At 42.2% G+C, this 13723-nt stretch carries 9 protein-coding genes; all 9 read right to left on the bottom strand.

Annotation, left to right across the window (positions count from 1 at the left end):
* Positions 1-82 precede the first annotated feature (82 nt).
* A complete protein-coding gene (locus ASE74_RS16685; RefSeq protein WP_055911387.1) occupies positions 83-847 on the bottom strand; it encodes an SDR family NAD(P)-dependent oxidoreductase in 765 nt (254 codons plus the stop codon).
* A gap of 25 nt (positions 848-872) precedes the next feature.
* Positions 873-1712, bottom strand: coding sequence for a 5-dehydro-4-deoxy-D-glucuronate isomerase (gene kduI, locus ASE74_RS16690; RefSeq protein WP_055911389.1), 840 nt, complete (start codon positions 1710-1712; stop codon positions 873-875).
* An 89-nt stretch (positions 1713-1801) separates the two neighbouring features.
* Positions 1802-3025, bottom strand: a complete 1224-nt coding sequence (locus ASE74_RS16695; RefSeq protein WP_055911999.1) for a DUF2264 domain-containing protein — start codon at positions 3023-3025, stop codon at positions 1802-1804.
* 353 nt (positions 3026-3378) lie between these two features.
* Positions 3379-4563, bottom strand: a complete 1185-nt coding sequence (locus ASE74_RS16700; RefSeq protein WP_055911391.1) for a glycoside hydrolase family 88 protein — start codon at positions 4561-4563, stop codon at positions 3379-3381.
* A 15-nt stretch (positions 4564-4578) separates the two neighbouring features.
* Positions 4579-6672 (bottom strand): polysaccharide lyase family 8 super-sandwich domain-containing protein, encoded by a 2094-nt coding sequence (locus tag ASE74_RS16705; protein ID WP_055911393.1) that lies wholly within the window; start codon positions 6670-6672, stop codon positions 4579-4581.
* A complete protein-coding gene (locus ASE74_RS16710; RefSeq protein WP_055911395.1) occupies positions 6669-7472 on the bottom strand; it encodes a family 16 glycosylhydrolase in 804 nt (267 codons plus the stop codon). Before ASE74_RS16710 ends, ASE74_RS16705 begins: the two co-directional genes overlap by 4 nt.
* A gap of 56 nt (positions 7473-7528) precedes the next feature.
* A complete protein-coding gene (locus ASE74_RS16715; protein ID WP_055911397.1) occupies positions 7529-8464 on the bottom strand; it encodes a DUF5017 domain-containing protein in 936 nt (311 codons plus the stop codon).
* Positions 8465-8475: 11 nt separating this feature from the next.
* Positions 8476-10380 carry a RagB/SusD family nutrient uptake outer membrane protein gene (locus tag ASE74_RS16720; protein WP_055911399.1) on the bottom strand — a complete coding sequence of 635 codons (1905 nt, stop codon included), beginning with the start codon at positions 10378-10380 and terminating at the stop codon, positions 8476-8478.
* A 21-nt stretch (positions 10381-10401) separates the two neighbouring features.
* A complete protein-coding gene (locus ASE74_RS16725; RefSeq protein WP_082458820.1) occupies positions 10402-13608 on the bottom strand; it encodes a TonB-dependent receptor in 3207 nt (1068 codons plus the stop codon).
* Positions 13609-13723: the final 115 nt, after the last annotated feature.

Consider the following 13723-nt stretch of genomic DNA (forward strand, 5'->3'; position numbering starts at 1 on the left):
GAAGTCAAGTTTAAATAAACTTGACTTCTTTGACAATATAAACCGCAAATCATCGACTATGAAATGCAGAATAAGGATTAACTTACCTGCCCATCCAACCGCCATCAACGGTTAAAATTGTTCCATGCACATAATCACTTGCCGCAGAAGCCAGAAATAATGTCGGTCCTTTAAAATCTTCTGGTGTTCCCCATCTTCCGGCAGGAATACGGGATAATATAGAGGTGCTTCTATCCTGATCTTCGCGCAATGCAGAAGTATTATCGGTTGCGATATAACCTGGCGCAATGGCATTTACATTTACACCTTTTGATGCCCATTCGTTAGCAAAAGCTTTGGTTAAAGATGAAATTGCACCTTTACTTGCCGCATATCCAGGAACGGTTATACCACCTTGAAACGACAATAAGGATGCCGTAAAAATCACTTTTCCACTACCCCGGGCAATCATTTCGCGCCCGATTTCGCGGGTTAAAATAAACGGAGCAGTTTGGTTTACTGCAATTACCTCATCCCAATATTCATCCGGATGCTCAGCAATTGGTTTGCGTAAAATAGTACCTGCATTGTTAACCAGAATATCAATAACGGGATGATCGGCCTTTACCTGCGCAGCAAATTCAAGCGTATTTTCACGTTTACCAAAATCGCACTGGTAGGCATAAAACTTTCTGCCTAAGGCTACAATTTCCTTTTCTACAGCACTCCCCTGCAATTCTAAACTCGCAGAAACACCAATAACATCGGCGCCTGCTTCGGCCAGTGCTAAAGCCATTGCTTTCCCGATACCTCTTTTACAACCGGTAACTAATGCAGTTTTACCTGCTAAATCAAATATGTTCGACATGTTTTTTATTCAGATAAATTGCTTCTTATTTCAGTTCGGTAATGGCACAGTGGTCCATATCGCCATAATCAAGGTTTTCACCAGCCATACCCCAAATAAAGGTATAATTGCTTGTACCAGCACCAGAGTGGATAGACCAGTTTGGCGAAATTACTGCCTGATCGTTCTGCATCCAAATGTGGCGGGTTTCTTGCGGCTGCCCCATAAAATGGCAAACACTTTGCCCTGTTGGAACCTCAAAATAAAAATAAGCTTCCATTCTCCTGTCGTGCGTATGCGCCGGCATGGTATTCCACACGCTACCCGATTTTAACTCGGTCATACCCATCTGCAACTGGCAAGTTGGCAACACGCTGTTTACCAATAATTTATTGATGATTCTGTGGTTCGCTGTTTCTGGTGTACCCAATTCTACAATTTCTGCTTCAGCCTTGCTTACCTTCTTGTTTGGATAAGCGTGGTGTGCCGGGGCAGAATTGATGTATAATTTAGCGGCTTCACCCGGAATTGCAGATTCGAAAAACACATCTTTAGCACCTTTTCCAATGTAGAGAGCTTCTTTATAGTCCAATTCGTATTTTTCGCCATCAGCAGTAACAATTGCTTTTCCGCCTACGTTGATAATACCAAGCTCCCTGCGTTCTAAAAAATAGTTTGCTTTTAAATCATCAGGATTCGGAAGGGCTATTTTCTGATCAACAGGCATAGCACCACCAACAATATACCTATCGAAATGAGATAAGGTTAAATTTACCTGGTTGGCCTCAAATACGTTTTCAATTAAGAAATTATCCCGCAAAGCTGCGGTATCCATTTGTTTAACTTCTTTGGGACTTTGCGCGTAACGGCTTTCAAATTTATTCATTGGTTAAAAAATTGAGTTTTGGGATAAAAATCTGACTCATATTTCAGATCCTATCCGCAAATATATTTATACGATACTTAATTTTGGTATTAATACTCAACTTTATAATCCTTTTTAATGGTTTCTCCGCCCCAGGCTTTCAAACTCGTCCATGGCGCAGGTGCATCCGTCCAGAATTTATTATCAGCGGGCAGGCCCAAAGTTAAAAAACCTAAAGTTGCCATATATAAACTTCCGGTTGAGGTATAGGTATCGGCCACTTCTGGTTGATGACCGTTAAAACCCAACACCAACCAGCCTTTATTGTCGAAATTCTGGTTTCCATCATAAAGTTTATGCATTATAGCAGTTAAACCACCGCGAACCTGTGCTGGTTTTACATATTCGGGCAATTTTTCCATTAAGGCTGTTTGAGCCAATGCCTGAAAGGCAGCTGTACGGTAGGTAATCGATCGGCCATAAGCAGGGTAAGTCCCTTCCGGGGAAATAATTCTTTCTAAATATTCCGAATAGCGCACCATTCTTTTCAAGGCAAGGTCGTAATCGGCCTGCAGTGCTTTTTTCTTATCAACCAAAACTTTTAAAAGGTCAACAAGCATCGGATGGATCACGTATGAGTTGTAATAATCCATGCTAAACTTTTCACCATCACTGTACCAGCTATCGCCCACATACCATTCTTTCATTTTGTTGATCGAAAACTGAACACGTGCAGGATCATATTGCTCGCCAATGCTCAGCAAAAAACCTTCAGTTAAGCCAGAAAATAAGAGCCAGTTGTTGTAGGCCCCGCTCCTGGTGCGTAAAGATTTAAATTCTTCTATAAATCTTTTTTTAGTCGTTTCATCAAGCGGTTCCCATAATGCTTTTGGGGCACGCAAAAAAGCATGCGCAACGTAAGCGGCATCAACAATCGGCTGACTTTCTGATCGGTAACTGATGTAATCCGGACTTTCGGGATTAACCGAATTGGCCAAAGCTTTTAAAAGTTCGGTGCGCATGGTTTTTCTGAGTTTTCCTTCAGGGGTTTCATCATCCGGTAAAGCCAGCCAGGGTGCAACCCCAGCAATGGTACGGCCCAAAGCTTCCAGATAGGTAACTTTTGCTACGTTTAAGCCATAGCCTGGCGCTTTTTCTAAAGGCATATTTTTCTTTAAAGTTTCGTTTGCCAGGTTATGAATTACCGGATAAGCGATTCTGTTAAAAGTTTTTACCCAAAAAGCACGGTCTTCTGCACCGGTTTCAGGTTTCTTTTGTGCATAAGCAAACTGAGAAAAAATCAGCAGGGCAGAAAAAATTACTTTACATTTCATTTTCATTATAATGTGAGTGATAAAACTCAAGGTTAGATTAAATTATTTGGAGAGCGGGTTTTTATGCTAGTATTCAGTTTCTTTACGCTTTCCGGGTCTAGGCAGCATTGCAGGCCTTAATATTATTGGTTGGATGCTTAGCCGACAAACATGAATTTCTGAAAGTCTTTGCACAAACCCACTCTTCATAAACCCGGTAGTAGCGGTAGCCTCCGATTTTTCATCGGAGCTGTAGCGAATAACGCGGCTACCGCATCCGAAGCACTGCTGAACCTTCATTTCCGAATAAAACAAAAATTCATTATCCGGCTAATCCAAAACAGCTATTCCGCTTAAACCTGTATTTAACATTTCTACAAATACCATTTTTTATACCGCGCCAAGGCCTCTAAATAATAATAATCGGCATAAATTAAAGGTACATCAATTTCACTGTTTAAAGGATAAGCGCCAGTACTGTGCATCAATAAAAAGCCTCCGTTTTCGCCCAGCTTTGCGTGGTATTCACTGCTTGAAAGGGAATAAATCATGGTTTCGGCTGCCGATTTAAATTCTGTTTTCTCACTTCCGGAAGTATATTGACCCAGCTCTAACAATGCCGAAGCCATTAATGCACCCGCAGAAGCATCACGCTTTGCAAACGGAATACCCTGTGCATCAAAATCCCAGAATGGAATTTTATCTGCAGGCAGGTTTGGATGGTTAAGAATAAAATGTGCTATACCTTTTGCCTGTTTTAAATAAACCGGATCTTTAGTAAAACGGTACATCATGGTATAACCATACAGCGCCCAACCCTGTCCGCGTGCCCATGCAGAGCAATTTGCAGCACCCTGCCATGTCGCTTTTCTAATTACAGCTCCTGTTTCAGGGTTATAATCAACCACGTGGAAAGAGCTGAAATCGGGGCGGAAATGGTTTTTTAAAGCCGTATTTGCATGGATAACCGATATTTCTTTATACTTTTTATTGCCTCCATTATCACTCACCCAGTTCATCATTTCGAGGTTCATCATGTTATCGATAATTACGGGGCATTCCCATAGTTTACTCTTATTCCATGATTGGATTGATTTTACTGCCGGGCGGTAGCGTGTAGCCAACGATTCGGCCGAACGCTCAATTACAGCCTTATATTCTGGCTTACCGGTTAATCGGTAAGCGTTGCCAAAGCTACAGTACATCATAAATCCCAAATCGTGGTTGCCGGTATACGTTTGGTTTGGCTCAATTACTTTTAAAGCTTTCTCGGCCTCCTGTTTAACCTCTGCATTTTTAGTCTCTTCGTATATGTACCACAAACTGCCAGAGTAAAAACCGCTGCACCACCATTTGATGTCGTAATTTACAGGTTTCCCTTTCTCAAAAGTTTGTGGTGTTTTTCCTTCGGGAATATTTTTACCCAGCACTTTATATTGATCAAGGGCGAATTTAAATTCATCGTTGATTAACTGGGCCATAGGCTTCTTTGCGGCTTGGGCAAATGAAACCGAACTGCTTAACAACAGCAATGCGACAGCGAGATTGATTTTTTTCATAATTAATAATGTGTATTATTCTTTAATTTTAAAAGTTGCCGTTGCACCCGAAAGTGCACCGGCAGGTAGATTACAATTTATATTTTGAGGTTTTAACATGGCCGGTAGTTTTAAAAGCACATTGATGCTTGCATTTTGCTGCGCCGGATCTGCGATGTAAAGCGTAGGATTTTTACCATTTATATTTTTAATGTAAACCGTACAAGCCTGATCTACACGGAGTGATAAGCCATCTGCATTCAGCGTGCCCGGTTTATAAAAGACGGCTTGCAACATATTTAAACCAGTGTGTTTTACCGCCTGTATCTCGTCGGTATTTTTTAATATCTCAATCATCGATCGGTTATACTTTTTTAATCCGGCTACATCTATCCCTGGCACAACAATATATTGGTAACTGCCATTTTGTGGATTTTGACCATGGTTTAACCACATTTTAAAAACATTATGCTTTAACTCGGTTTTACTTTGAAAATGGTTAACGCGGTACCAACTTCCACTTTGGGCTTTAGTGCTGATTTCCAAATTCCCACCATGGGGAAAAATATACCCAATACTATCGTGTAATGCCCAAACTTCGCTCTTGCCATTTTTCTGTATGCCGTTAGAAGTTGATACGTTACTACGCAACCATACCTGATTGATTGTGGTGGTGATATTTTGTATAGCATTGCTGTTAATCCCGGCACCTAAACAAACCACTTCCTGATCAAAAAAGAACCATGCCTTTTTAGCCTGAACGCTGTCATAATTCAAATCGTAACACGAAACGCCATAAAAGCCATCACTTACCCCGCCCACAAATTTGGTGCTGCCAGGTATACCCCATTCTTTTAATACTGTTGCGCCACTGTCATCAGCATAATCCCTGCTGGTAGTGCCCGGAATTTTATCCCATTCCCAAACGGGCATCAGGTTGGCATATTCTGACCCGCTACGTTGAATATTTGTTGCCCCATCGGGGAGAAATTTCCCCAATATGTTTTCATTATTGCCACGTTCCGTTCTTAGCGTTCTGCTCGATGCCGTTTGAACACTGAAAGTATAAGCCTTACGGAGGTGCAGGGTGTAACCACTTTTCCAATATTGGCTATGGGAAGCTGTTATTCCGTAATCAACAGGTTTTTTGCCTGATGTTCTGAGTTGTGCTGCATCCCAATAATCGGCATTTTCGGGGTCGAACAGTTTAATTTTGCCTACCATACCGCCCATGCCGCTACTTAAGGAGTCTTTACGACTAATCCCCCGTCCGCGTACGTTAAAATCATAAAACGATCCCCTTACCGTTTTGAGGAAAGTATTTTTGAGGTAGTTAACCAAAATAGCCAGTTGATCTTTTGGCAGGGCATATTCCGTTCCACGTAAATAAAAAGCAGCGTTCACCGAATTTCCGGCGAATACCCTGCCATAACTCGCAATGGCCTGCTGTTTACCATGCTGGTAATAACTTCCATCCACCTGAACGCCTTCTTTTCCATCTGCAATGGTTATCGGTTCGAACAGGTATTTCGCGGCAGAATCCAACGTTGCCTTATTTTGTGTTAAGCAGGCCCTGTAGAGATAGTGCAGTGCCTCATCAGAAGTATTGGCACCATCACCGGTTTTTAACTTTCTGATCATTCTATTAATCAAGGCATTTTCTAGCTCAACAGGGAGTTGCGTTTTCGCATTCCGCATTAAAATTAACGTTTGGCCAATGGCCTGTGGATAAAAAATATCGTTGTACCACCAGTTTTTGTTCTTTGGATTTTTATCCAGCCAGTTCTGCAAAGCTTTCACAATTGCACCATACATCTCTTTATTTTGATACAGCTTATTTGATTGCCTTATATAAGCAGTTGCCATATCTTTTATTCTGTTTAGCGGATCGTATTGTGCATCTGCATAATTAATATCCGTCCAGCTTCCATCTGGAAGTAATGCCGGCAGGTTTTTATTTATCCTTTTTGTTAGCACGCCATCGTTTATGCCTACCTGCAAATCCAGATTGATACGCTCCATAATAATGGTATAGGGTTTTTGCTGTGCGCTTACAAAAAAGCAGCTTAAACAAACAAAAATTACCGATAAATTTATTTTCAACCCTTTTCCTTTTATCCTCACCATCATTTTCTACGGTTTAAAGGAGTTTTGTAAACCCTAACATAATCTACCTCATATTTTAATGGTAAAATCGCTTCTTTTAATGGCCCGCCCAGCGTTCCCTGCCTGCCCAAAGCCAGGTTAAGCAGCAGGTAAAATTCTTTCCTAAAAGGATTATCTACTGCGTGATCTGCTTTTTTAACATCAAATACCATATACTTTAAATCATCATAATAGAATTCAATTTTGTCTTCATCCCAATTAATGGCATACACATGAAAATCTTCCCATGGTTTACCCACCACAGGTTTTTCCCCCTGGTGTTTATAGGTATTGGTAGAATCTGCATAATGTACCGTTCCGTATACCTGTGTAGAATCTTTACCCACAAATTCCAAAATGTCAATTTCGCCGCAATTGGGCCATTTTACCTGACCGCGGTTGGTACCCAGCATCCAAATGGCAGGCCATGCACCAACACCCTTACATACTTTTGCCCTAACCTCTACCCGGCCATACTTAAAATGCTGCTTCCCTAAAGTAATTACACTGGCTGAGGTAAAATGCGCACCTTCAAATTCTTCCTTCTTTGCTTCTATTACCAGTTTTCCATTTTCTACCCTGGCGTTCTCCAACCTGTTTTTTGTATAAAGCTGTGGCTCTTTATTGCGTACAAATCCTTGCTCGTAAGTCCACTTTTTAGCATCGGGCAAACCTGTATAGTCAAATTCATCGCTCCAGATCAATTTCCGCTTTATGCCATCGCTTTGCGCAAAACAGTTATAGCCAACCAGACAAAACAGCAGGATTAATAGTTGTTTCTTCATAAAAGTATTTTGTAAATGCGGCTGGCATTAAACTGGTTAAGCAGCCGCATTTGATGTTAAAGGATAACCTTAATATTAAATTCTTTTATTGTTGATTTACTTTGGTTGGGATTAACATTATAAGCCACAAAAGTTGCCTTGTATTTACCTACAGCAGCATATTTATAAGCGTATGATGTGGTAGCAGATGCGGTTATGTTTTTAACCGTGGCGGTTGCAATATCTGGAGAAACGCGACCAACATACAATGCCTTACTTACAATCCAGCTGGTGTTTGTTGGAAGTGTAGCCGCGCCACCTACAATGGTGAGCGCTGTGGTAGTGGCTACCCAGCGCGCGCTAGCAGGTGTCCAAACGTTGCCATAACGTGTCCAGTATGCATTATCACTCGCTAACGAACTTAAGTTAAAGCTATAATCGGCCAATACATTGTTTACCGTATAATTGGTAATGGTCCAGGTTCGCTGTGTTGAGCCTGTTACGCCCGAATATTTAAAGGCAATAAAAAGTGAATCATTTATACCACTTACCAGATCAGCTAAATTAATATTGCCTGTATTTACTGCGGTGGCACTCGTAGCCAAAGGTGTACGGGCTGTAATGTTTGTCCACGCTGCATTTACAACCGTTGCTGAATCTCTTGAGGGCAGCCTGTTGGTAGCCAGAACCTGCAAAGTATTGGTTTGTGTACCAAACTGGGCAGTACTCGTAAAAGATAGCGTTGGTAGGCCCTGCGCCATTGCCCTATCTCGGTACTCGTACTTATTGCCTGGGGTACCGCCCCAAAAAGCAATATTATCGGCATAGCCATCTAGCGCAAACTTACAGGTATCGCCCAGTTTAAAAACCAGTGTATCGCCAATGGCGGCACGTGCATTAATAAGGTTAATGCCAGCGGTTGGTGCATCTGTTGTAAGGTCTTTCTTGCATGCGGTAAAAAACAAAAGTGCAAGCAAACCTATATTGAATAGATATTTCATCTTCTTTTTCATTTTTGATTTGGTTAATATCCTGGGTTTTGAGTTAAATCCTTATTTAGGTTTAACTCGTAGGTTGGTTTCGGGAGCAGTACATGCCTTTGGGTGATTCCGGTAATTCCGCTATAACCGACCGCATTGCCTGTTGTTGCTGAAACGCCATTGGCTACAGCGTAGTTGGCAAAGTTTTGCATATCGCCCACAAAATTGCCCCAACGGATAAGGTCGGCCTTGCGGTAGGCCTCAAAGCATAACTCGCGCATACGTTCATCTCTAATCGCCAATTGAAAATCGGCTTTGTTCAGTCCTGGTGTTAAAAGGTATTCGCTACCGTTTGTAATGCTTGCTGTAGCTGTTGCAGTAACTCCAGTAGTTGGTGCAGCAATGCTCACCGTTGGTGCACTGGTAAAATACGGACCTGCAGCTGTTAAATTCCCTCTGCTGGTTAATTTAATTCCGGTTACCACGCCTCCTGTTGATACTACCGCTACCCCAGTAGCACCCGAGCCGCCACCGCCGCTAATGGTTACCACAGGAGGGTTGGCAGCACTATAACCTGAACCTCCGTTTACTACCGTAATATTTTTTACAATATTACCATACATGGTTCCGTAAGCCCTTTTCCGCACTTGATTAATGGCATCGTAAGCGGCAGCCGTTGGACCGTTAACCTGATTTTCGGCTTCTGCTTTCATCAATAGCACATCCGAATAACGGATTACAGGCCAATTGATATTGTAACTACCTAAATTCCTTGAAGCTTCCGGACAGTATTCGCGGCGGAATTTACCACACATCATTTGCCATGGACTTGGCTTTTCTGTTTTACTCCTCACGCCAGTGGTTGTATTTACCGTCCAGATAAAATCAGCACAGTTCCAATCTCTTCTCGTATCTAATGACGCTTTGTTTACCAATGTGCTTGTTGGCTCTACCTCGTAACTATCAAATAACTTTTTGGTGGTTTGTACCCAGCCAACTGCCGAATAAGATGCGGGATCGAAAGTGCCGTTAACGGTAAGAATAGCCGATTGTATGCCCACAAAGTTTCCGATATCGTTACCTGTTTTATTGGTTACACCCGCAGCAGCCCCTGCCGATCCCCATTCTAAAATATCTTCCTTTACATCATATTTATCCTGGCACAAATTGATAAAAACCTGCTTATAATCCGGATTTAAGCCATGTAAGCCAGAGCTGATTACTTTATCAGCATACAGCACCGCATCGGCATATTTAGTGGCATCATTGGTTGGATAACCCGCCCAATACAGGTAAACGCGTGCCAACATGGCTTGTACAGCCGTTATGGTTACCTGGTCGTTATAACCCAGGCTTGTGGCCGTTCTTCCTTGTAATAAGGTTTCGGCTTCTTTCAAATCGGTAACAATCTGCGCATAAACTGCTGACTGCGGTGAAGCCGGAATATTGGTTTCGGCGATACCCGGGCTATGCAGAATTACCGGCACTGCACCAAAATTTGTAGTGAGGATAAAATAATTGTAAGCCCTTAAAAACAAAGCCTGGCCTTTAATGTAACCGCGTTGTTTTTCATCCATTGTTGGCTTGTTAATGTTATCAATCAACACATTTGCATTGTTAATGCCCAAATACGGCCAGCGCCAAACATCGGCAACATAAGCATGCCCGGCATCGTACGAATAGTATAAACCACGTGCCTCGCCGTTTACCGGCCGGTTCGGCAACATTTCGTCAGTTGCGCTTACAAAATTAAAGTTCAATACCTGCCCGTACATCCGCTCATACATCATATTGCTGTAAATACCGTTAAGTGCCACCTGCAACTGATCTGCTGTTTCGTAATAATTAGATGGGCTGTAGAAATCTGTTGGTTCAGTATCTAAAAATTTTTTGCATGATGATGATAATGCCATCACAAATAAAAAAGCCAGAATATATTTATTTTTCATTGTTTTATTTTTTAATGGTGATTAAAATGTTGCGTTTAAACCAAAGGTGACTGTGAACGACTGTGGGTAAGTGCCATAATCAAAACCCGGGGTAAGGTTGCTCGGCCGCGATGAAGCTTCAGGATCAAGCCCGGTATAACCGGTAACGGTTAACAGGTTTTGGGCCGAGGCATTTAAACGCAGTTTCGATAAACCAATACTTTTAAGCATTTTGTTAGCAAAATTGTAGCCCAGCTGAACGGTTTTTAAACGCAGGTACGACCCATCTTCTACCACTCTAGATGAGTAATTTGCGGCAGCCATTCCACCCGCCCTAAACAGGTCGTTGTTCTGGTTGCCCGGCGTCCAGCGGTTTTGGAACGAAGCGTACTGGTTAAGGTTTGGATTGGTTACAATACCGCCTTCAAAAACGTAACGGTTGGCATTGATGATGTTATTGCCGTAAGACCATTGCAGGAAAACACCCAGATCCCAGTTTTTATAACTGAAATTATTGCTAAACCCGCCCGTATGGATCGGTAACCCCCTACCTATAATGGTATAATCGTTATTGTTTACCACCAAATCACCATTTAAATCTTTGTATTTAATATCGCCAGGCTGTATTGATGTTCTGGTTGAGCCATTGGTGGTAACATTTGGTTTTAACAGGAATGTACCATTAGGCATTTTATCAAAATCAGCGTACTGGTAAACGCCATCAAAAATCAGCCCGTACATTTCGCCAACTGAACGGCCCTTAACGGATATATATGGAGATAAACTGGTGTAGGTGGTATTAAAAAATGTACCAGAACCTGCAAGTAATGAGTTTTGCCCCTCGGTTAATTCAAGAATTTTGTTCTTGTTGAAGCTGATGTTGAAATTACTCGTCCAGCGAAAATTCTTGGTCTGAATATTTGTACTGTTCAGGGTAATTTCCAAACCGCGGTTTTCTAAACTACCAATGTTTTTAAACCCCGTTCCGCTTTGTACCCCACTTGCATAAGGGAGCTGCGCATTCAGCAACAAATCGTTGGTTACCCTTTTATAAACATCGGCGGTTAAGCCAAGGCGGTTTTTAAAAAAGCTCAGATCCAAACCGATATTGGTTTGTGTATTTGTTTCCCATTGCAAATCGTAATTGCCCGATGCTGTAATTACCGAGCCAATGGCTACAGGTTTCCCGTTAAATGAGTACCAATATTGTGTATTGCCCAGGTTTAGCTGAGGCAGGTAAGCAAAATCGCCAACACGGTTATTGCCAGATTCGCCGTAACCAATCCTCAGTTTACCATCAGATAACCAGGTGGCTTCTTTTAGAAAAGATTCCTGACTGAAACGCCATCCGGCAGATGCCGAAGGAAAATAGCCCCAACGCTTGCCCGGGGCAAACTTCGACGATCCATCTGCCCTGAAACTGGCCGTTAACAAATACTTGCCTTTAAAATCATAATTGAGCCTACCTAAAAAGGATTGCAGGGTCCAAACCGAGCTGCGCGAATTTACCACTGTATTGGCTGCCGGCACTAAATCAAGCGCATCAATACCCAAACTTTCATTGGTAATCTGCGAGGCATAAATAGAGCGGTAAGAACTTTTGCTCCGCTGTGCAGAGTACCCCGCTAAAACTGTTAAGTTGTGGTCCTTATTAAAAGTGTTTTTATAAGTTAATGTGTTATCATTTAACCAGTTAAAAGCGGGGCTGGTGGCATAGGTGCCGTTAGGTCCTGATGAATTCCATTTACTGCCCGATTGTGTTAAAGCATTATTAAAAATATTGGTTTCGGTATTGGCGTTTGTTATCCCTGCGGCTACCCTCAATTTTAATTTTGGTGTAAAAGCATACTCAGCATAACCATTGGCAACCATAGTGGTGGTTTTATACATGGTTTTCTGGTTTTCTAAACTGATTAAAGGATTTACACGGTAATCCTGGTTATTTGCCAGCTCGTTTGTAGGGTCGTAAAACGAATCAAGCAAATCTGTATTCTGATCTCTGCCCGAAATTGCCGCAGCAGGCCTGTAGCCCCAAACTGAATACAACAGTACCGAAGATGCATAAAAATTGGTTGCAGAAATCGGTGTACCGAAAGTTTCGCTATAGGCATAATTTACGTTTACGCCTGCTTTTAATTTATCGGTAACCGTTTGATCGAGCACAAAACGGCCTTGGTAACGTTTAAATCCACTATACTTTACAATCCCTTTCTGGTTGTTATAGTTACCAGAAATAGAGTAGGTCGTTTTATCATTTCCACCTCTCAAGGCAATATCATGGTTTTGGTTCTGCCCGTTCTGAAAAATATAATCCTGCATATCAAGGCTCGAAACATTCTGGTAATCATTTATGGTAACACCGTTTTTTAAATACACAGAATCCGCAAAAACAGGATTCAGTTCTTTCACGTATTTCACAAACTCAAAGGCATTCATCACCGGAATTTTTTCTGGCGATTTCTGCGTGCCGTAATAGGCGTTATAACTAAGTTGTGGTTTGCCTGCCTTGCCCCTTTTGGTGGTAATGAGTACAACCCCGTTAGAGCCTCGCGCACCATAAATGGCGGTTGCCGAAGCATCTTTTAACACATCGATACTTTCAATATCAGAAGGGTTGATGGAGTTTGCATTGGCATCTTCTGAAGGGAAACCATCGATAACGTACAACGGCGAATTATCTTGCGAGATAGATCCGGCACCGCGGATAACAATGTTTGCCGTTGCACCCGGTTGGCCATCACTGGTTGATACCTGTACCCCCGCTACACGGCCGGCCAACGCCTGGTCGAATGATTTAACAGGAGCCTGTTCCAGATCTTTCATGTTTACTGAGCCTACAGCACCTGTTAAATCGGCCCTTTTGGTTGTTCCGTAGCCCACAACCACAACATCGCTCAAACCCGTAACAGAAGATTTTAACACCACATTAACCGTGCTGCGCGTGCCAACCGTTACCGCTTGGGCAGCATAACCCACATAGTTAAACACCAACTGATCTGTTGCCAGTGCCTGAATTTTAAACCGGCCATCAGCATCTGTTTGTGTGGTGGTTTTACTTCCTTTAACACTTACCGATACACCGGGCACTGTTTGTTTACTTTCATCGGTAACTACACCAATAACGGTTTTGCTTTGGGCAAAAACAGTAACATGGCCAAGCAGGAAGAAAGTGAGTAATAATAAAAGCTTAGGGAAAAGATGTGCATACACCGGCGTGCCTGCTCCTCCCGGGATGTAGAGTTTACTCATAATTGTTGGTTAAATTGGTTATCGGGTCTGTTTGTTAGGTTTAGCTTTAAAAAAGCATTCACCGCAGAACAAACTTATAGCATAGCCCATTTTTTGGGGGTATAATTTTCTAAAC

Origin of the sequence: Pedobacter sp. Leaf216 (assembly GCF_001421515.1) — a bacterium.
GTDB lineage: Bacteria > Bacteroidota > Bacteroidia > Sphingobacteriales > Sphingobacteriaceae > Pedobacter.